This window comes from Blastochloris sulfoviridis (assembly GCF_008630065.1).
GTDB classification, from domain to species: Bacteria; Pseudomonadota; Alphaproteobacteria; order Rhizobiales; family Xanthobacteraceae; genus Blastochloris; species Blastochloris sulfoviridis.
On sequence record NZ_VWPL01000018.1, the window covers coordinates 1 to 19,435 of the forward strand.

Genomic DNA, 19,435 nt, shown 5'->3' on the forward strand with positions numbered 1-19,435 from the left:
TTGATGTCGCGAGGATCGTGAACTTGGCGGAAAATCGAGATGAGAGCCTGCATGGGAGCCTCCCCGAATCGAGAAGCGTCATGAATGAATCCTTCTCTACCTCCCGCGCAATGCCCTTATACTCATCTGCGATTCCCCTGGGGTCAGGGGTGGGGGGTGCGCAACCCTCTTCCTCCCTCTCCCCGCGAGCACCGCGCGTGGTGGGGAGGGGTTGGGGGTGGGGGGAACTCCCGTCCCCCGCCCTTGCCCAAACCGCATTTCGATGGAATGTCGAGCCACTGCAAACAGGAGCCGAGGGCCGATGACCGCTCCCCGCACATTGCGTGACATGGTCGGCGCGCCGAGCGTGCCGCCGCGGCTGGCCGATGCCGTGGTGGTGGTGATCGACGCCCAGCGCGAATATGTCGATGGCCGCCTGCCGCTGGTCGACGTCGACGCGGCGCTGGCGCGCCTGGCCGACGTGCTGTTCGCCGCCCGTGCGGCCGGCGCGCCGGTCATCCACGTCCAGCACCGCGGCGCGGCCGGCGGGGCGTTCGACCCGGCCGGGCCGGGCTTTGCTTTCGCCGATCCGGCAGCGCCGGTCACCGGCGAGCGGGTGGTCGAGAAGACGCTGCCCAATTCCTTTGCCGACACCGAGCTGGCCGAGGCTGTGGCCGAGACCGGCAGCCGCCAGCTCGTGCTGGCGGGCTTCATGACCCATATGTGCGTCTCGACCACCGCGCGCGCCGCCCTCGACCACGGCCTCGGCGTCACCGTGATCGCCGATGCCTGCGCCACCCGCGACCTGCCCGATCCCACCGGCGGCCCGGTCATTCCGGCGGCCGAGATTCACCGCGTCGCCTTGGCCGAGCTGGCCGACCGCTTCGCCATCGTCTGCCGCGCCTCCGACCTCAAGCGCTGAGCCATGCCCGATCTTCTGTTCGAACTGTTCTCCGAAGAGATTCCCGCCCGCATGCAGCCGCGTGCGGCCGAGGATCTCAAGTCGCTGGTCACCACTGCGCTGGTCGAGCGCGGCCTGACCTATGAGGGCGCGAAGGCCATCGCCACGCCGCGACGGCTTGCGCTTACCATCCATGGCCTGCCGGCCCGCCAGCCCGACGTGCGGGAGGAGAAGAAGGGCCCGCGCCTCGGCGCGCCCGAGGCCGCCATCCAGGGCTTCCTCAAGTCGGCGGGGCTTGCCGACATCGGCCAGGCCAAGGTTGTGAGCGATGCCAAGAAGGGCGAGTTCTACGTCGCGGTGATCGAGAAGCCCGGCCGCGCCACGCTCGACGTGCTGGCCGAGGTGCTGCCCGCCATCGTGCGCGCCTTCCCCTGGCCGAAGTCGATGCGCTGGGGCGAGGGATCTTTGCGCTGGGTGCGGCCGCTGCACTCCATCGTCGCGACCTTCGGCCCCGAAACCGAGGAGCCGGAGATCGTGCCGTTCGAGGTCGACGGCATCCGCGCCGGCAACGTCACCTACGGCCACCGGTTCCTCGCGCCCGGCCCGATTTTGGTGCGGCGCTGGGACGATTATCTGACCAAGCTGGAGGCCGCCAAGGTGGTGGCCGATCCCGAGCGGCGCCGCGCCATGATCCTGCACGACGCCCGCAATCTGGCGTTCGCGCAGGGCTTCGAGCTGGTGGAGGACGCCGGGCTGTTGGAGGAGGTGTCGGGCCTCGTCGAGTGGCCGGTTGCGCTGATGGGATCGTTCGACGCGGCGTTTCTGACGATTCCCCCTGAGGTGATCCGCGCCACCATCCGCGCCAACCAGAAGTGCTTCGTGCTGAAGAAAGGCGAGGGGCTCGCCAACCGCTTCATCCTGGTGTCGAACCTCGTCGCCTCGGATGGCGGCGCCGCCATCATCGCCGGCAATGAGCGGGTGATCCGGGCGCGGCTGTCGGATGCCAAGTTCTTCTACGAGACCGACTTGGCGAAACAGCTTGAGGACCGGCTGCCGAAGCTCTCCGAGATCGTATTCCACGCCAAGCTGGGCACGCAAGGAGAGCGCATCGAGCGTATCGAGCGGCTGGCGGCCGAGATCGCACCCCTCGTCGGCGCCGATGTCGAGAAGGCGAAGCGCGCAGCACGCCTGTGCAAGCTCGACCTCGTGACGGAAGTCGTCGGCGAGTTCCCGGAAGTCCAGGGCCTGATGGGCAAGTACTACGCGCTGGCCCAAAGCGAGGATGCCTCGGTCGCCGCCGCGATCGAGGAGCACTACAAGCCGGTCGGCCCCTCCGACCGCGTGCCGACCGATCCGGTCTCGATCGCGGTGGCGCTGGCCGACAAGCTCGACACGCTTTCGCTTTTCTTCTGGATGGGTGAGCTTCCGACAGGTTCAAAAGACCCCTATGCCCTGCGCCGTGCTGCGCTCGGCTGCATTCGCAACATAATTGAAAACGGGCATCGTCTCAGACTTGCTGAGCTTTTCCAGCAAGCCATTTGGGCTGTCATTTGCGAATGGGATAATAAGTATCGTTCAGTGCTCCTGGTTTCGGATGTCGTCGACGATCCAGATGGGGGCACCGATGAAAATGGTCATATCCTGAAGGGGCGCGATTTTCAGCATATTCGCTCGCCTGACAATTTAGAAGAATTTCGCTTGAGGGAAAATTTTACATCAATTGCGTTCACATTGGGTGATGAACAAGGGGTTAGTGGGTTTGAACTGGAGGGCTCTTTCTGGGATCAAGCCCGTCGAGGGTTCCTGGATCCATTTAAAACGATTGATGCGCTCCTCTCCTTCTTCGCCGATCGCCTGAAGGTCCAGTTGCGCGAGCAGGGCGCGCGGCACGATCTGGTCGATGCGGTGTTCGCACTGGAGGGCCAGGACGACCTCGTGCTGATCGTGCGGCGGGTGGAGGCGCTGGCCGCCTTCCTCGACTCGGACGACGGCAGGAACCTGCTCGCCGGAACCAAGCGCGCCGCCAACATCCTGCGCATCGAGGAGAAGAAGGACGGCCGCGCGTTCGACGGCGCGCCGGACCCCGCGCTCTTCGCCCAGGACGAGGAGCGGGCGCTTGCCGCGGCCATCGACACCGCCAAGACGGATGCGGCCGCCGCCGTCGCTGCCGAGGACTTCTCGGGCGCCATGGGCGCGCTGGCCCGCCTGCGCGGTCCCGTCGACACCTTCTTCGACAAGGTGACAGTGAACGCCGACGACCCGGCCATCCGCGAGAACCGCCTGAAACTCTTGAACGAAATCCGCGCCGCCACCCGCACCGTGGCCGACTTCAGCCGCATCGAGGGCTGACCGGCCCGCCGCGTGTGTCTCCGAGTTCCCTGGCTGGCCATTTTGCCGGTGGCCACAAGACTCGTCATGCCCGCGCTTGTCGCGGGCATCCACGTCTTGAAAACAGATGTAAAGACAAAGACATGAATGGCCGGGACAAGCCCGGCCATGACGTCGGCGAGTTCGTGGCAAACGCCGCAGGTGCAGGTCATTGGAAGAAGGGCAGCATTCTGGCTCGGTCTTTGCACCCATTCTGGCTCGGTCTTTGCACCTCGGTGATTCAGACGCGTGATTGCTGTAGCCGAAAGCGGAGAGGGCAGGCGCGCCGCTCCCGGCAGCCGTTCCACCGGCAATGGCGGTTCCCCAGCCATGCCGGCCAGAATTTAGCCGGCTTCAAACCCGGATTGGCGGCACCGTGTGCGCGAATGCAGGCGATTGCACCCGCCCTGCGGCGCTACGGCCGCACCGGCAAAGCCTGAGTCTTCTTGCCGCAATGCGACCGATGTTGCACAAAGGCTACGCATTTCGGGCGTACCCGGCGGCCGGCCGCGCGCCAGCCAACGGACGAACCCGGGCCGGGTGGTTTGGGCCGGGGTTTCTTGCACTGCACGCGGGCTGGAGCGTCCGCCGAACTTAACGTACCGGACGGACGCGTCTCAAGGTCTTGAGTTCTCGCATTCTCTTTCGCAAAACGGGGTCCCATTTTTGCGGAGAATGCTCTATCGCGAGGGGAAGGCGACATGGCGAAATGGGTTTACAGCTTCGGCGGCGGGTCCGCTGAAGGCAAGTCCGACATGAAGAATCTGCTCGGCGGCAAGGGGGCGAACCTCGCCGAGATGGCCAATCTCAGCTTGCCGGTACCGCCGGGCTTCACCATCACCACCGAAGTCTGCACCTATTATTATGCCAATGGCCGGGAATATCCGCCCGAATTGAAGGACCAGGTCGAGGCCGCGCTGCTGCGCGTCGGCGAGATTACCGGCCGCGGCTTCAACAATGTCGAGAACCCGCTTCTGGTGTCGGTGCGCTCCGGCGCGCGCGCCTCGATGCCGGGCATGATGGACACCGTGCTCAATCTCGGCCTCAACGACGTCACCGTCGAGGCCCTGGCCAAGTCCTCCGGCGACCGCCGCTTCGCCTTCGACAGTTATCGCCGCTTCATCACCATGTATTCCAACGTCGTGCTCGGCATCGATCATGACGTGTTCGAGGAAATCCTCGAAGAGTACAAGCACGCCAAGGGCTACGTTCAGGACACCGACCTCAACGCCGCCGACTGGGAAGAGATGGTCGCGCGCTACAAGACGCGCGTCGGCGAGGAGTTGAAGGCGCCCTTCCCGCAGGACCCCTATGACCAGCTCTGGGGCGCCATCGGCGCGGTGTTCGGCAGCTGGATGAACCAGCGCGCCATCACCTATCGCCGCCTGCACTCCATCCCCGAGAGCTGGGGCACCGCGGTCAATGTCCAGGCCATGGTGTTCGGCAACATGGGCGAGACCTCGGCCACCGGCGTCGCCTTCACCCGCAATCCCTCGACCGGCGAGAACAAGCTCTACGGCGAGTTCCTGCTCAACGCCCAGGGCGAGGACGTGGTCGCCGGCATCCGCACGCCGCAGGAGATCACCGAGGAGGCCCGCATCGCCGGCGGCTCGGAAAAGCCGTCGATGGAAACGACGATGCCGGAGGTGTTCAGCCAGTTCGCCCTCTTCGCGCAGAAGCTCGAACGCCATTACCGCGACATGCAGGACATGGAGTTCACCGTCGAGCGCGGCAAGCTGTGGATGCTGCAGACCCGCACCGGCAAGCGCACCGCCAAGGCGGCGCTGCGCATCGCCGTGGAGATGGCGCAGTCCGGCATGATCAGCCAGGACGAGGCGGTGCTGCGCATCGATGCCGCCTCGCTCGACCAGCTTCTCCACCCGACCATCGATCCCAAGGCGCCGCGCACCGTGCTTGCCACCGGCCTGCCGGCCTCGCCCGGCGCCGCGGCCGGCGAGATCGTGTTCTCCTCCGACGAGGCCGAGGCGCTGAAGGGGCAGGGCAAGAAGGTCATCCTGGTCCGCGTCGAGACCTCGCCGGAGGATATCCACGGCATGCACGCCGCCGAGGGCATCCTCACCACCCGCGGCGGCATGACCTCGCACGCCGCCGTGGTGGCGCGCGGCATGGGCAAGCCCTGCGTCTCCGGTGCCGGCGCCATCCGCGTCGATTACGCCGCCGGCACCATGACCGCGGGCGGCCAGGTGCTGAAGAAGGGCGACCTCATCACGCTGGACGGCGGCACCGGCCAGGTGCTGCTGGGCCTGGCGCCGATGATCGAGCCGGAGCTGTCCGGCGAGTTCGCCACGCTGATGACCTGGGCGGATGCGCGCCGCACGCTGAAGGTCCGCACCAATGCCGAGACGCCGGCCGACGCCCGCACCGCGCGCGCCTTCGGCGCCGAGGGCATCGGCCTGTGCCGCACCGAGCACATGTTCTTCAATGAGCAGCGCATCCTTGCGGTGCGCGAGATGATCCTCGCCGACGACGAGGCCGGCCGGCGCGCAGCGCTCGCCAAGCTCCTGCCGATGCAGCGCGACGACTTCGTCGAGCTGTTCGAGATCATGAAGGGCTTGCCGGTCACCATCCGCCTGCTCGACCCGCCGCTGCACGAGTTCCTGCCGCACGGCGCCGACGAGATCGCGGAAGTTGCCAAGCAGATCGGCGCCGATCCGCAGAAGCTCGACGCCCGCGCCAACCAGCTCAAGGAATTCAACCCGATGCTGGGCTTCCGCGGCTGCCGCCTCGCGGTGGTCTATCCGGAGATCGCCGAGATGCAGGCGCGCGCCATCTTCGAGGCGGCGGTGATCGCCGGCAAGAAGACCGGCCAGCCGGTGGTGCCGGAGGTGATGGTGCCGCTGGTCTCCACCAAGGCCGAGCTCGATTTCGTCAAGAGCCACATCATCGAGACGGCCAAGGCGGTGGAGGCCGAGACCGGCACCAAGCTCGACTACCAGATCGGCACCATGATCGAACTGCCGCGCGCGGCACTGCGTGCCGGCGACATCGCCGCCAGCGCCGAGTTCTTCTCGTTCGGCACCAACGACCTGACGCAGACCACCTTCGGCATCTCGCGCGACGACGCGGCGCTGTTCCTCGACAGCTACACCGCGAAGAACATCTTCCCGGGCGATCCCTTCGTGTCGATCGACCAGGACGGTGTCGGCGAACTGATCCAGATCGCCGCCGAGCGCGGCCGCAAGACGCGGCCGGACATCAAGCTCGGCATCTGCGGCGAGCATGGCGGCGATCCGGCCTCGGTGGTGTTCTGCGCCAAGACCGGGCTCAACTACGTGTCGTGCTCGCCGTTCCGCGTGCCGATCGCCCGCCTCGCCGCGGCGCAGGCGGCCATCGGCGCCGCCAGCTCCGGCACGGCGTGAGGTCGGGATCCTGACGAACGCCCTCATGGCTGGAGACGGCGCAAGGCGCCTCCTCGCCATGAGGGATGATCGCAAATCGCGACTCTTTTCTTCCCTCTCCCCTTGTGGGAGAGGGTGGCGAGGCCGAGCGAAGCGAGGTCGAGCCGGGTGAGGGGTGCATGCGGGCGTCCGCCTGAATATTAACCCCTCACCCGGCTCGCGATCTGACGATCGCTCGCCACCCTCTCCCGCAAGGGGAGAGGGTGGCGTCGCCTCCGTCATCGACGACCCGGATCATCCCCGAACCATGCGCTGGCTGCCCACCAAACCCGTCTACCCGCCGCCGAAGTTCCACACGCCCGAGCCGCCACGGCCGCCGGTCTCGCCGCGCGTGCTGACCTGGTGGTTCGGCGGCATGGCGATCCTCGGCATCGCCTTCGGCCTCAATGCCGGTGCGACGCCCGGCGGCTTCGATCCCGACCGGCTCTATGAGCTGTTCGGCCTCGGCTGCCTGGCGCTGATCGCGCTGCGCCTCGCGGTGCGCCGGCCGCTCACCGAGGTGATCAGCGGCCGTGCCATCGTCATCGGCTGCGGCGTCGCGGTGGCCGGCTTCCTCGGCGCGCAGTGGCTCGCCATCCAGATGTTCACGCAGCCCGCATCATGACGCTTCCCACGCTTTCCGACATCGCCGCCGGCGGCAAACGGGCGCTGTCCCAGGCGCTCGCGGCCATCGAGACCCACGCCGGCGAGCCGGCGCTGGCCGCGCTGCTGGACGAGGCCTGCCGCGCCGCGCGCGGCCACGTGCTGGGCCTCACCGGCCCGCCCGGCGTCGGCAAATCGACGCTCACCAACACCCTGATCAAGCACTGGCGCGGCAGCGGCGAGACGGTGGGGGTGATCGCCGTCGATCCGTCCTCCAAGCGCACCGGCGGCGCGCTGCTCGGCGACCGCGCCCGCATCGTCACCGATCCCGAGGACAAGGGCATCTTCGTGCGCTCGATGGCGGCGCGCGACCGGCTCGGCGGCCTGTCCGACCAGACGGTCGCTGCCATGGTGATGATGCGCGCCATCTATGACCGCGTGCTGATCGAGAGTGTCGGCATCGGTCAGTCGGAGACCGACATCGCCTTTGCCGTCGACACCGTGGTGCTGTGCATCCAGCCGGGCTCGGGCGACTCGCTGCAGTTCATGAAGGCCGGCGCCATGGAGGTGCCGGACATCGTGGCGGTGACCAAGGCCGACATGGGCGCGCCGGCCCAGCGCGCCGCCAACGACGTCAAGGGCGCGCTGACGCTCTATACCGGCCACGAGGACTGGCCGGTGCCGGTGGTGCTGGTGGCGGCCGGCCGGGGCGACGGGCTGGGCGAGCTGACCGAGGCGATCGAGCGCCACCGCGCCCATCTGGCGGTCGGCGGGCGGCTCGCCCAGCGGCGCGGCGCGCAGGAGGCGGCCTGGGTCGAGGAGGGCATCCGCGCCCATTTCGGCGCGGCCGGGCTCAAGGCGGCGTCGGCGATCGACGCCGGCACGGCCGGGCCGTTCGGCCGCGAACTGGCGATCGCGCGGGTTCTGGCCTCCCGCCTGGAGGGCGGTAAGACGGGGTGAGAGCGCGGGGCGATCACCCCCGCTCCGTCTCATCCTCGCGCGGGCGCTGGACCGGCGGGCTGGTCTGCTCGTGGCCGTCCCAGACCACCGGCCGCTCCAGCCATTTCTGGATGAAGTTCCAGGACTGGCGATAGCCGTTGTGCGGCAGGATGCAGTCCGAGCAGTCCTTGCGCTTCAGGCCGTTCTTGTCGGTGAACACCTTGTAGGGGCCGGGGCACTCATAGGCGATCAGTGGGCAGTAGCAGAACAGGCAGTTGAACTCGCGCTCCACCCCCTTGTGGCAGGGGAAGAACGGGCATGCCGTGTTGGTGAAACCCTTGAAGGCCTCGTTGTAGGTGGTGTCCTTGGGCTCCATCGCGCCTCGTGTCCGATCCTGTTCTGAAGCTTGCCGCGTGGTGACGAAATGGGTCGGATACCGGCCGATTCAACCGGCCGGCGGAAAATGACCGGGGACGCCGGCCTGCCTCACCTCGCCAGCTTCAACAGCGCGTCGAGGTCGAGATTGGCCTCGACGTGATCGGCGAGCGCCTCCAGCGCGGCCTCGGTACGCGCCTCGAAGTCGAGCGCGGAGGCCTCGGCCCCCACCGTGGTCAGCCAGTGGGCGCGGAAGGCATCCGAGCCGAACAGGCCGTGGACGTAGGCGCCGGTGACGCGGCCGTCGGCCGACACCGCGCCCTCGGGCCGGGCACTCGCGCCATCGCCCAGCATCAGCCACGGCCGTTCAAGGCCCGGCCCGGTGGTGCGGCCCATGTGCATCTCGTAGCCGGTGACGCGCTGGCCGGAGATCTGGTCGGTGACGTCGAGATCGACCAGCCGCTTGTCGGTGGTGATCTCGGTCTCGACGTCCAAGAGGCCCAGCCCCTCGGTCTCGCCGGCCGGGCCTTCGAGGCCCTGCGGGTCGCGCACCACTTTGCCCAACATCTGGAAGCCGGCGCACAGCCCCACCACCCGTCCGCCGTGGCGCACATGGGCGAGGATGTCGATGTCCCAGCCCTCCTTGCGCAGCACATTGAGGTCGGTGCGGGTGGCCTTGGAGCCGGGCAGGATGATCACGTCGGTGTCGGCGGGAATCGGATTGCCCGGCTGGACGAACTTGAGCGCCACCCCCGGCTCGGCGGCCAGCGGGTCGAGGTCGTCGAAATTGGCGATGCGGGAGAGCCGTGGCACGGCGATGTTGAGGCCGCGCCCGCCGAACTCGGCCGGGCGCTCCAGCGCCAGCGAGTCCTCGGCCGGCAGGCGGTCGGCGCGGTCGAACCAGCGGATCACGCCGAGGAACGGCCAGCCGGTCGCCTCGGTAATCGTCCTGCAGCCCGGCTCGAACAGCGAGAAGTCGCCGCGGAACTTGTTGATGATGTAGCCGACGACGCGGGCGCGGTCGGCCTCGCTCAGCAGCGCGTGGCTGCCGACGATCGCAGCCATGGTGCCGCCGCGGTCGATGTCCGACAGGATCGCCACCGGCAGGTCCGCCGACTCGGCAAGCCGCATGTTGGTGATGTCGCTTGAGCGCAGGTACACCTCGGCGCCGGAGCCCGCGCCCTCGACGATGACGAGGTCGGCCTCCGCCTGCAGGCGGCGCAACGAGTCGAGCACCGCCGGCATCAGCGCGTGGCGCATCTTGTGATAGATGCGCGCCGGGCAGTTGCCGAGCACCCGGCCGCGCAGCACCACCTGCGAGCCGATGTCGGTCTGCGGCTTGAGCAGCACCGGGTTCATGTGGATCGACGGCGGCACCTTGCAGGCGCGCGCCTGCAGCGCCTGGGCGCGGCCGATCTCGCCGCGGATCATCTCGCCGTCCGGCCCCGGCGGCAGGTCGCTGTCGGACGCCACCGCGGCGTTGTTGCTCATGTTCTGCGCCTTGTAGGGCAGCACCTTGAGGCCGCGGCGGGTGTAGGCGCGGCACAGCGCCGCCACCACCATGCTTTTGCCGACGTCGGAGGCGGTGCCCTGGATCATCAGGGTGCGGGCGCGCTTGGGCAGGTCGGCGGGGGCGGGGGTGAAGACGACGTCGGCGAGGGACTGGGTCACGCGGGCTTACTCGGCTCGATTGGGGGTGGCGCTTGCTACGAGACCGCGCCGGCCGGGGCAAGCGTGACACGGTGGACGCTGCCGGGCGGGGCGTCGATGGCGAACGCATCCGTCAAGGCAAGGCCGCGGGCGCGGGCGACGAGCGCGCGGATCACGCCGGCATGGGTGACGGCAACCACCGGTGCGCTGCCACGGCGGCGGGTGATGTCGGCGGCGAAGGCGAAGGCGCGGTCGGCGAGCGCGGCGAAGGTCTCGCCGCCGGGCGGGGCAAAGGTGACGAAGTCCGCCGTCCAGGCGTCGATCTCGGCGCGTGCAATGTCGTCCCAGCGCCGGCCCTCCCAATGGCCGAAATCGAGCTCGTGCAGCCGGTCGTCGAGGACCGGCGCGGGATGAAGCCGCGCCGCCAGCGCCCGGCAGCGGGCGGCCGGGCTCGAATAGACCGCGGCGATCCCGGCGGGAAGCGCGGCACGCACCGCCTCCGCCTCGTCCGCGAAGGTCTCGGCCAGGCCGGCTTCAAAGCGACCGTAGCACAGGCCCGTGACGCCAGCGACCTGGGTGTGGCGCACCAGGATCAGCATCAGTGCGCGCCCAGCACCACAGAGCCCAGCACCGCGAGCAGGATCGCCAATTCGGTCATCTGCTGCGTCGCACCCAGGCAATCGCCGGTGTAGCCGCCGAGGCGGCTGTTGAACATCGCGACGCAGCCTGTCCAGGCCAGCGCGCCGGCCGCGAAGGCCGGCAGGATGGCGGCCGCCGGCAGCAGGATCAGCGGGGTGATGGCGAGCCCGACCACCAGCACCAGCCGGTCGCCCTTGAGATCGCTCACCATCGGCCGGGCGCGGCTGGCGTCGGTGCGGGCATAGCTCAGCGCCGCCATCACCATGGCGCCGAGCCCGCGGCTGAAGGCGTGGGCGGCGATCAGCGCCACGGCGGCGACATCGGCCGGCAGGGCGGCCAGCGCCTGCCATTTCAGCCCGACCAGCAGCACCAGCCCGATGGCGCCGAATGCGCCGATGCGGGAATCGCGCATGATGTCGAGCATGCGCTCGCGGGTTGCGCCGCCGAAGCCGTCGCACACGTCGATGAAGCCGTCCTCGTGCTGGGCGCCAGTGAGCACGACGCCGCTGGCCAGCGCCAGCCCCGCGGCGACGCCGGCCGGCAGCGCCAGCGACGCCAGCGCATAGATGGCGGCCGCGACGAGGCCGACGCCGACCCCGATCAGCGGCCAGTAGCTGGTGGCGCGCCGCCAATCGTCCTCGGCGAAGGGCGGCAGCGGCGGCAGGGGGATGCGGGTGAAATAGATCACCGCGGCGAGCAGCGCCCGGCGCTCGCGCGCGAACGGGCTGACGGGGAGCGGGGAGGGATTACTCGGCATAATGACGGCTGCGTTCTTTCCCTCTCCCACCCGGGGCGCGCGCAAGCGCGGCCCGGGTGGGAGAGGGAAGAAAGGGCGCAACCGCCTGCAGTTGAACGGGAATCCGGGTCATTTCAGGCGCACCGGGCAGCCGGCGACGATCAGCCATGCCTCATCCGCCACGGCGGCCGCGCGCTGGCCGAGCACGCCGACGAGATCGCGAAAGCGGCGCAGGGAGGCATCCATCGGCACCGGGCTCCAGCCGATCTCGTCGCCGACGAGGATCACCGGAAAGGGCGCGGCCTTGAGCGCGGCGAGTTCCGTCTCCCAGGCGGCGAGGATGACATCGTCCGCCTGCTCGAAGCGCGTCGCCGTCCACAGCACCACGCTGTCGACGACCGCGCCGGCCGGGGCGGGGTCGAGGGCCGACAGTGCCTGCGCCATGCGGTCCGGTGCCTCCAGCGTGCGCCAGGAAGGCGGGCGCTCGGCCTGGTGCCGGCGCACCCGTTCGGCCATCTCGGCGTCGGTGGGATCGACCGGATAGGTGGCGACGAACACGACGCCATCGCCCCAGCTTCGGGCGATCTCCACCGCCCGCCGGCTCTTGCCGCTGCGGGTCGGGCCGGTCAGGAACGTCAGATGACCCATCGCGCGGTGTAACCTCCGTTCGGCTGCGGCCAGCCGCAGCATCATCGGGCGGCGACATACGCGGGATTTCCCAATGGCGCCAGAGCTTGGCGGTCCGGCCGTCTTGGCCCGTCCAGGCAGCACAGCCTTAAGCGACCAATTGTCCATCCGACGTGACACGGATACGGCGCGCCTCGTGTAGAGCGATGTTGACACCTGTTTGCCACGCACATACCAACGCCCGGTCATAAGCACTCCCGCCCCAGCGCCTCGACGGCCGGGGGCCGGTATGGGGTATCGCCCCCGCGGAGGCTGTCATGCGGATCGTGCTCGTCCATCCGAATTATCATTCCGGCGGTGCCGAGATTGCCGGCAAATGGTCGCCGGCCTGGGTCGCCTATCTTGCCGGTTATCTGAAGGCCGGCGGCTACAGCGACATCCGGTTCATCGACGCGATGACCGACGATCTCACCGAGGACGAACTGCGCGCGCAGCTTGCGGCCTCGGGGGCGGATATCGTCGGCACCACCGCCATTACCCCGGCGATCTACAAGGCCGAGCGCGTTCTGCAGATCGCCAAGGAGGTGAACCCGAAGGTGGTCACCGTGCTCGGCGGCATCCACGGCACCTTCATGTACCAGCAGGTGCTGATCGAGGCGCCCTGGATCGACGCCGTGGTGCGCGGCGAGGGCGAGGCGGTGATGCTGAAGCTCGCCCGCGCGGTCGACGAAGGCCGCTGGCCCGACTGCCGCGGCCAAGTCGCCGGCATCGCCTATGCCGAGGGCTCCAAGGTGATCGCCACCCAGGCCGAGCCGCCGATCCGCGACGTCGACACCATCGTCGCCGACTGGGGCATCCTGGACTGGGAAAAGTACATCTACATCCCGACCGGCACCCGCGTCGCGACCCCGAACCTCGCCCGCGGCTGCCCGTTCACCTGCAGCTTCTGCTCGCAGTGGAAGTTCTGGCGCGACTACCGCGTCCGCGACCCCAAGAAGGTGGTCGACGAGATCGAGGAACTGGTCACCAAGTACAAGGTCGGCTTCTTCATCCTGGCGGACGAAGAGCCCACCATCAACAAGAAGAAGTTCATCGAGTTCTGCGAGGAGATGATCAAGCGCAACCTGCCGGTGCAGTGGGGCATCAACACCCGCGTCACCGACATCATGCGCGACGAGGAGCTCTTGCCATTCTACCGCAAGGCCGGCCTCGTCCACATCTCGCTCGGCACTGAGGCGGCGGCCCAGCTCAACCTCGACATCTTCAACAAGGAGACCACGGTCGGCCAGAACAAGCGGGCGATCGATCTTCTGCGCAACGCCGGCATCGTCACCGAGGCCCAGTTCATCGTCGGCCTGGAGAACGAGACCGCCGAGACGCTGGAGGAGACCTACCGCATGGTTCGGGACTGGAACCCGGACCTTGCCAACTGGTCGATGTACACGCCCTGGCCGTTCTCCGATCTGTTTAAGGAGATGGGCGACAAGGTCGAGGTGTTCGACTTCGAGAAGTACAACTTCGTCACGCCGATCATGCGCTCCAAGGCGCTGGACCGCGCCGAGCTGCTCGACCTCGTGATGAAGAACTACCGCCGGTTCTACATGAACAAGGCGCTGTTCGGCTACATGTGGGAGCGCGACCCGCTGCGGCGCAGCTATCTGGTGGGCTGCCTCAAGGCGTTCCTCAAGAGCGCGTTCGAGCGCAAGTTCTACGACCTCGGCAAGCGCGGCTATTGGGGTCCGCTGTCGAAGAAGTTCCTCAAGTTCGAGTTCGACAAGTCGCGCAAGCTCGCCGACGCGCCGATCGCCCAGCAGTCGGCCGACTGGAAGAGCGCGCCCAAGCGCAAGCAGGATGCGGCGGCTTCCACCACTGCGGCGGCGGTGGCCGAGATGCGCGCATGCGGCGGCTCGACCGAGCAGATGGACGACATCGTCGTCCCGCCGGCCGAGAAGATCATGGCCTGCGGCGGCGGCACCCAGCAGATGCCGGAGAACGAGCCGGTCGCCAAGGTGCATTGATCAGGGGCGGCAAGCGCCGCTCGTCGACGAAAAGACTCTCGATGGCCGGGCCCTGTCCCGGCCATCGGCGTTTTGGTGGCGGCCATGTTCCCGCGTGCGTGCTGGTAGGCGGAGGCCCGCCGTCGTGCCAACGGCCCCAAACGCTGATGCGCAGGGACGTTGACTCTTGCGAATTTACTTCAAGAAAATCAATGGTTTCACGAAAATTCGCAAGCGGAGCCACCGGTCGGCTATCGCCGCCGTTGGTATCAGTTCCTGACGCTGAGGCCCATGAACAGCCCGTCGCCGTTCATCCACGGCCAGGGGCGGGCGACCTTGCGCTTGCTGGGCGGCTGATCCCACGGGCATGGCTTGTAATAGGCTTCGGTGACCTGCGTTTTCCACGCCGCGAAACAGGTCGGCCGGGTGCCGGGGGCAAGCCCGCCGCGCTCCTGCATCACCAGCAGGAAGCGGTCCGGAATCTCGTCCTCTTCGGCGCGGCTGGCGCCAAGCGGCCCCAGCAGCCCGACGACAAGCCCTGTGATGAGTACGGCCACCATGCGCATCCGGCGTTCCTCCGCTTGATTCGAGGTCCGGCTGATCAAGCCGGAGCTTCGTCGTCCGTCCGGCGCAAAACCTACACCCGCCCGGGCCGGGCCGCAGCCGCCGGGGTGGTTGCGCGCGTGCAAAAAGGGGTGTGGCGGGCGCATCGGTACTCGCGATGGCGCATGTTCGTCCGCAAAACCGGTGCCCGCTCTTGCGGAAAATGCTCCAGATCTGAGCAAGGTCAGCGCAGCAGGGTCGCCCGCGCCCACCAGCCGGGATGGGCGGCCCGCAGCTTCGCCGCTGCCCGCGAGGCGTCGCGCGGCGTGCCGTAGAGGCCGAACACCGTGGCCCCGGAGCCCGACATCCGCACGAGCCGCACCCCGGCGGTTGCCGCCACGGCCTCGATGGCCGTGCCGACCGCGGGCGCAAGCGCTCGCGCCGGCGGCTCGAGGTCGTTGCGCAAGTCCGCCAGCGCCGCGATCAGCGCCTCGCGCGAGGTGGGAATGCGATCCTCGGCCGGATGGTCCGAAGGAATGTCGGTGCCCGGCGGGATGGCGAGCGCCCGGAACACCCCCACGGTTGCCACCGGCACGCCGGGATTGACCAGCACCGCCGGCAAGGGCGGCAGGGCCAGCGGCGGGCCGAGGTCATGGCCCGTTCCGCGCATGATGCGCGCGCAGCAGGGCAGGCATACCGGGACGTCGGCCCCGGTGGCGCAGGCGGCGGCGTGCAGCCGCGGATCGTCCAGCGGCAGCGTGTTGGCGCGGGCGAGAAGCCGCAGCGCGGCGGCGGCGTCGGCCGAGCCGCCGCCGAGCCCGGCGGCCACCGGCAGCCGCTTGGTCAGCACGAATCGGCCGACAGCCAGATCCGGCACCTCGGTCGCCAGCGCGCGCGCCGCCTTCAGCACCAGATTGTCGTCCTGGGGGCCGGCATTGGCCGCCGTCGGCCCCGCGACGTCGAGCAACAGCGGCCCGCCCGGATCCAGCGTCAGCGTGTCGCCGAGCCCGGCGAACACCACGAGGCTCTCGAGCAAATGCCAGCCGTCGCTGCGGCGTCCGACGACGTGCAACGTGAGATTGATTTTGGCTGAAGCGCGGTCGATGTAAGGCATCCGGGCGCCCGATCAACCGCAATTTTGCGGCGGGTTCAAGAGTCTTTTACGGCGAGGGGCCGCAACCTTGCCCGCGCCGGGGAAAGCGTCCATTCTCCGCCCAACTGGCCGGACTGTCCGGCAACAGAGGATTCCTCCTTGACGAAACTTGGCCATTTGGTGGTCGCTGCTCTCGTCCTGTCATTGGTCGCGGGAGGGGCGGCGGTGGCTCGCCCGCAGATGGCACAGGGCGGCGATACCGAATACGTGACGCTGTCCGGCGCCTATCTCGCCGGCCGCCTCGCCGGGACGCTGCGCGACAACGCCGCCGCGACTGACTACTTCAAGGCCGCGCTGAAGGTCGATTCGAAAAGCCCCGAGGTCGTCGAGCGCGCCTTCCTGGTGATGCTGGCCCAGGGCGACATCAATGACGCCGCCACCCTTGCCGCGCGGCTGGTGCAGCTCGACCGCCAGCACCGCATTGCCCGTCTCGCCATCGCCATCCGCGCCATCAAGGCCAAGCAGTACCAAACGGCGCGCACCCAGCTCGCCCAGTCGGTGCGCACGCCGATCGCCGATCTGACCGCGACGCTGCTCGCCGCCTGGACCGCCTATGGCGCCGGCGACGTCAAGAGCGCGATCGAGCTGCTCGACAGGCTGCAGGGGCCGGAATGGTACGCCACCTTCCGCGATCTGCACGCGGGGCTGATTCTCGATCTGGCCGGCCAGAAGAAGGAGGCCGGCAAGCGCCTGGAGCGCGCCTACAAGACCAGCGCGACCGAGCTGCGGGTGGTGGACGCCTACGCCCGCTGGGCCTCGCGCAACGGCCAGCGCGAGGTGGCGCTCGAGGTCTATCGCGGGTTCGATAAGCTTCTGCCCAAGCATCCGCTGGTGGTCGAGGCCATTGAGACGCTGGAGAAGGGCAAGAGCCTGCCGCCGCCGGTGCGCTCGGCCCAGGAGGGAGCATCCGAGGTGCTCTACGGCCTCGGGGCCGCGCTTGCCCGCCAGGGCGGCGAGGATCTCGGGCTGATCTATTTGCAGTTCGCGCTCTATCTCACGCCGAAGCACCCGCTGGCGCTCCTGTCGCTGGCCGACCTGTTCGAGACGCTGAAGAAGCCGGATCTGGCGATCGAGATCTATGAACGCGTCCCCGACAGCTCGTCGCTGAAGCGGAACGCCGAGATCCAGCTCGGGCTCAATCTCGACCAGCTCGACCGCACCGATGAGGCGCGCGAGCACCTCGAAGTGCTGGTGAAGGACGATCCCAACGACCTCGATGCCGTGATCGCGCTCGGCAACGTGCTGCGCGGGCGCAAGCAGTTCGAGGAAGCGGCTCAGGTCTACACCAAGGGCATCGACAGCCTTGAGAAGCCCGAGCGCCGAAACTGGATGATCTATTATTTCCGCGGCATCTGCTACGAGCGCTCCAAGAACTGGCCGAAGGCCGAGGCCGATTTCAAGAAGGCGCTGGAGCTTTTCCCCGATCAGCCGCACGTGCTGAACTATCTCGGCTATTCGTGGGTCGACCAGGGCGTCAATCTCGAACAGGGCATCGACATGATTCGCCGCGCCGTGCAGCTTCGGCCGGACGATGGCTACATCGTCGACAGCCTGGGCTGGGCGCACTACCGGCTCGGCCGCTTCGAGGAGGCGGTCGACGAACTGGAGCGCGCCATCGAGCTGAAGCCGGACGATCCGGTGATCAACGATCACCTCGGCGACGCCTATTGGATGGTGGGCCGCAGGCTGGAGGCGATGTTCCAGTGGAGCCATGCCCGCGACATGAAGCCCGAGCCGGATGATCTGGTGAAGATCGAAGCCAAGCTGAAGAACGGCCTTCAGATCGAGACCAAGCCGAAGGCGGAGAACGACAAGGTCCGCAGCGGCGGCTGACCCGCCGCGCCGGGCCTCCCGCCCTGTCCCGTGCGGGAGAGGGCGCAGACATCGAGTCCGGCTATGGCGCCAGTGTCCGCCGCAACGCTAGAGCGTCCGATCTGACTGCATCAGATCGGACACTCTAAGTCTTTGGTTTGTCGCATTCTCTTTCGCAATACCGGTGCCCACTTTTGCGGAGAATGCTCTAATCTGGCGGCATGACCCTCTCGCCCGACGGCCACCTGCCCGCCGCCCTTCTCGACCGCCTCGCCGCCGTGGTCGGGCCGCGGCACGTCCTCGTCTCGCCCCATGACACCGCGCCCCATCTGACCGAGAGCCGCGGCCTCTATGCCGGGCGGGCGCTGGCGGTGGTGCGGCCCGGCTCGACCGAGGAGGTCGCCGCGGTCGTGCGCCTGTGCCACGAGACCGGCACGGCGATCGTGCCGCAGGGCGGCAATACCGGCCTCGTCGGCGGCCAGATTCCGGACGACACCGGCCGCCAGCTCGTGCTGTCGACGCTCCGCCTCGATCGCATCCGCGAGGTCGATGTCGAATCCGCCACCATGACCTGCGAGGCCGGCGTCACGCTCAAGCGGGCGCAGGACGCCGCGGCCGAGGCCGGCCGGCTGTTTCCGCTGTCGCTCGCCGCCGAGGGCACGGCGACGATCGGCGGCAACCTCGCCACCAATGCCGGCGGCACCCAGGTCATCGCCTACGGCAATGCCCGCGACCTCGTGCTCGGGCTGGAGGTGGTGCTGGCCGACGGCCGCGTGTGGCGGGGCCTGCGCAAGCTGCGCAAGGACAATACCGGCTACGACCTGCGCCATCTGTTCATCGGCGCCGAGGGCACGCTCGGCATCATCACCGCCGCCGTCCTCAAGCTCTTTCCGGCGCCGACCGCGGTCGAGACGGCGCAGATCGGCCTCGACTCGCCGGCCGATGCCCTGGCGCTGCTCGGCCTCGCCCAGGCGCGGGCCGGCGGCACCGTCACCAGCTTCGAGCTGATGGCCCGCATCTGCCTCGATTTCGTGCTCGCCCATATTCCGGGCACGCGCGATCCGCTGGCCGGGACGCATCCCTGGTACGTGCTGCTGGAGGTGTCCTCGCACGGCGGGGCCGAGCTGCGCGGCCGAATCGAGGACTTGCTGGCCGAGGCGCTGGAGCGCGGCCTGATCGCGGATGCGGTGGTTGCCGCGAGCCTCGATGCCCGCGCCGGGCTGTGGCGCCTGCGCGAATCGATCCCCGCCGCCCAGAAGCCGGAGGGCGGCTCGATCAAGCACGACGTCTCGGTGCCGCTCACCGCCGTGCCGGCCTTCCTGGCCGAGGCGACGGCGGCCCTCGCCCGCCTGATGCCAGCGGCACGCCCGGTGCCGTTCGGCCATCTCGGCGACGGCAACATCCATTTCAACATCACCCAGCCGCCGGGCGCCGACACCGCCGCCTATCTCGCCCGCTGGGAGGAGGTGAACGCCCTTGTCCACGCCATCGTGATGCGCCACGGCGGCTCGATCTCGGCCGAGCACGGCATCGGCCGGCTGAAGCGGGGGCTCCTGCCCGGCGTCAAGGATCCGGTGGAACTCGACCTGATGCGCGCCATCAAGCGCGCGCTCGACCCGGACGGCCTGTTCAATCCGGGCAAGGTGCTTTGAGGCAGTTTCCGGGTGATCCCTTCGGGATCCGGGGAACAGTCGAACGGATCGATCGGGCCGCCGC

The 19,435-nt window shown here is 68.5% G+C and carries 15 protein-coding genes; 8 read left to right on the forward strand and 7 right to left on the reverse strand.

Features of this window, described 5'->3' with window-relative positions:
• The first annotated feature begins 301 nt into the window (after positions 1-301).
• The 5 genes from F1193_RS10895 (at position 302) to F1193_RS10915 (ending at position 8,208) form a co-directional block, all read left to right on the forward strand.
• Positions 302-901, forward strand: a complete 600-nt coding sequence (locus F1193_RS10895) for a cysteine hydrolase family protein (RefSeq protein ID WP_150097719.1) — start codon at positions 302-304, stop codon at positions 899-901.
• Positions 902-904: 3 nt separating this feature from the next.
• Entirely contained in the window at positions 905-3,229 is a 2,325-nt protein-coding gene (gene glyS, locus F1193_RS10900; RefSeq protein ID WP_150097720.1) for a glycine--tRNA ligase subunit beta, read from the forward strand.
• A 719-nt stretch (positions 3,230-3,948) separates the two neighbouring features.
• Positions 3,949-6,627 (forward strand): pyruvate, phosphate dikinase, encoded by a 2,679-nt coding sequence (gene ppdK / locus F1193_RS10905; RefSeq protein WP_150097721.1) that lies wholly within the window; start codon positions 3,949-3,951, stop codon positions 6,625-6,627.
• 286 nt (positions 6,628-6,913) lie between these two features.
• Positions 6,914-7,270 (forward strand): hypothetical protein, encoded by a 357-nt coding sequence (locus tag F1193_RS10910; RefSeq protein ID WP_150097722.1) that lies wholly within the window; start codon positions 6,914-6,916, stop codon positions 7,268-7,270.
• Complete coding sequence (locus tag F1193_RS10915) at positions 7,267-8,208, forward strand: ArgK/MeaB family GTPase (RefSeq protein WP_150097723.1); 942 nt, start codon at positions 7,267-7,269, stop codon at positions 8,206-8,208. The genes F1193_RS10910 and F1193_RS10915 overlap by 4 nt, the downstream gene beginning before the upstream one ends.
• A gap of 13 nt (positions 8,209-8,221) precedes the next feature.
• Here F1193_RS10915 and F1193_RS10920 read toward each other — a convergent pair whose 3' ends face one another.
• From F1193_RS10920 to F1193_RS10940, 5 genes are all read right to left on the reverse strand, one after another.
• Positions 8,222-8,563 (reverse strand): cysteine-rich small domain-containing protein, encoded by a 342-nt coding sequence (locus F1193_RS10920; protein ID WP_150097724.1) that lies wholly within the window; start codon positions 8,561-8,563, stop codon positions 8,222-8,224.
• A 110-nt stretch (positions 8,564-8,673) separates the two neighbouring features.
• The gene (locus tag F1193_RS10925; RefSeq protein WP_246164325.1) at positions 8,674-10,161 is read right to left on the reverse strand and encodes a cobyric acid synthase; all 1,488 of its coding nucleotides are present in this window, start codon (positions 10,159-10,161) and stop codon (positions 8,674-8,676) included.
• A 107-nt stretch (positions 10,162-10,268) separates the two neighbouring features.
• On the reverse strand, positions 10,269-10,811 hold the full coding sequence (locus F1193_RS10930) for a histidine phosphatase family protein (protein WP_150097726.1): 543 nt from the start codon (positions 10,809-10,811) through the stop codon (positions 10,269-10,271).
• On the reverse strand, positions 10,811-11,608 hold the full coding sequence (gene cobS, locus F1193_RS10935; RefSeq protein ID WP_150097727.1) for an adenosylcobinamide-GDP ribazoletransferase: 798 nt from the start codon (positions 11,606-11,608) through the stop codon (positions 10,811-10,813). Before cobS ends, F1193_RS10930 begins: the two co-directional genes overlap by 1 nt.
• A gap of 108 nt (positions 11,609-11,716) precedes the next feature.
• The gene (locus tag F1193_RS10940) at positions 11,717-12,235 is read right to left on the reverse strand and encodes a bifunctional adenosylcobinamide kinase/adenosylcobinamide-phosphate guanylyltransferase (RefSeq protein ID WP_150097728.1); all 519 of its coding nucleotides are present in this window, start codon (positions 12,233-12,235) and stop codon (positions 11,717-11,719) included.
• A 296-nt stretch (positions 12,236-12,531) separates the two neighbouring features.
• On the opposite strand from F1193_RS10940, the gene bchE reads away from it, so the two are divergent.
• On the forward strand, positions 12,532-14,232 hold the full coding sequence (gene bchE, locus F1193_RS10945; protein WP_150097729.1) for a magnesium-protoporphyrin IX monomethyl ester anaerobic oxidative cyclase: 1,701 nt from the start codon (positions 12,532-12,534) through the stop codon (positions 14,230-14,232).
• A 248-nt stretch (positions 14,233-14,480) separates the two neighbouring features.
• On the opposite strand, the gene F1193_RS10950 is transcribed toward bchE, so the two are convergent.
• On the reverse strand, positions 14,481-14,777 hold the full coding sequence (locus F1193_RS10950) for a hypothetical protein (protein ID WP_150097730.1): 297 nt from the start codon (positions 14,775-14,777) through the stop codon (positions 14,481-14,483).
• A 221-nt stretch (positions 14,778-14,998) separates the two neighbouring features.
• Entirely contained in the window at positions 14,999-15,868 is an 870-nt protein-coding gene (locus F1193_RS10955) for a 4-(cytidine 5'-diphospho)-2-C-methyl-D-erythritol kinase (protein WP_150097731.1), read from the reverse strand.
• A gap of 204 nt (positions 15,869-16,072) precedes the next feature.
• Between F1193_RS10955 and F1193_RS10960 the strand changes: the two genes are divergently transcribed.
• Both F1193_RS10960 and F1193_RS10965 read left to right on the forward strand, forming a co-directional pair.
• Positions 16,073-17,740 carry a tetratricopeptide repeat protein gene (locus F1193_RS10960; protein WP_246164317.1) on the forward strand — a complete coding sequence of 556 codons (1,668 nt, stop codon included), beginning with the start codon at positions 16,073-16,075 and terminating at the stop codon, positions 17,738-17,740.
• Positions 17,741-17,940: 200 nt separating this feature from the next.
• Positions 17,941-19,371: an FAD-binding oxidoreductase gene (locus F1193_RS10965; protein ID WP_150097732.1), complete on the forward strand. Its 1,431-nt coding sequence runs from the start codon at positions 17,941-17,943 to the stop codon at positions 19,369-19,371.
• The last annotated feature ends 64 nt before the right edge of the window (positions 19,372-19,435 follow it).

Excerpts from the sequence above, each read along its gene's own strand:
- cobS (WP_150097727.1), bottom strand. The coding sequence starts at position 11,608 with ATGCCGAGTAATCCCTCCCCGCTCCCCGTCAGCCCGTTCGCGCGCGAG.
- F1193_RS10955 (WP_150097731.1), bottom strand. The coding sequence starts at position 15,868 with ATGCCTTACATCGACCGCGCTTCAGCCAAAATCAATCTCACGTTGCAC.
- F1193_RS10915 (WP_150097723.1), top strand. The coding sequence starts at position 7,267 with ATGACGCTTCCCACGCTTTCCGACATCGCCGCCGGCGGCAAACGGGCG.
- F1193_RS10930 (WP_150097726.1), bottom strand. The coding sequence starts at position 10,811 with ATGCTGATCCTGGTGCGCCACACCCAGGTCGCTGGCGTCACGGGCCTG.
- F1193_RS10940 (WP_150097728.1), bottom strand. The coding sequence starts at position 12,235 with ATGGGTCATCTGACGTTCCTGACCGGCCCGACCCGCAGCGGCAAGAGC.
- bchE (WP_150097729.1), top strand. The coding sequence starts at position 12,532 with ATGCGGATCGTGCTCGTCCATCCGAATTATCATTCCGGCGGTGCCGAG.
- ppdK (WP_150097721.1), top strand. The coding sequence starts at position 3,949 with ATGGCGAAATGGGTTTACAGCTTCGGCGGCGGGTCCGCTGAAGGCAAG.
- F1193_RS10925 (WP_246164325.1), bottom strand. The coding sequence starts at position 10,161 with ATGATCCAGGGCACCGCCTCCGACGTCGGCAAAAGCATGGTGGTGGCG.
- F1193_RS10895 (WP_150097719.1), top strand. The coding sequence starts at position 302 with ATGACCGCTCCCCGCACATTGCGTGACATGGTCGGCGCGCCGAGCGTG.
- F1193_RS10965 (WP_150097732.1), top strand. The coding sequence starts at position 17,941 with ATGACCCTCTCGCCCGACGGCCACCTGCCCGCCGCCCTTCTCGACCGC.
- glyS (WP_150097720.1), top strand. The coding sequence starts at position 905 with ATGCCCGATCTTCTGTTCGAACTGTTCTCCGAAGAGATTCCCGCCCGC.
- F1193_RS10920 (WP_150097724.1), bottom strand. The coding sequence starts at position 8,563 with ATGGAGCCCAAGGACACCACCTACAACGAGGCCTTCAAGGGTTTCACC.
- F1193_RS10910 (WP_150097722.1), top strand. The coding sequence starts at position 6,914 with ATGCGCTGGCTGCCCACCAAACCCGTCTACCCGCCGCCGAAGTTCCAC.
- F1193_RS10950 (WP_150097730.1), bottom strand. The coding sequence starts at position 14,777 with ATGCGCATGGTGGCCGTACTCATCACAGGGCTTGTCGTCGGGCTGCTG.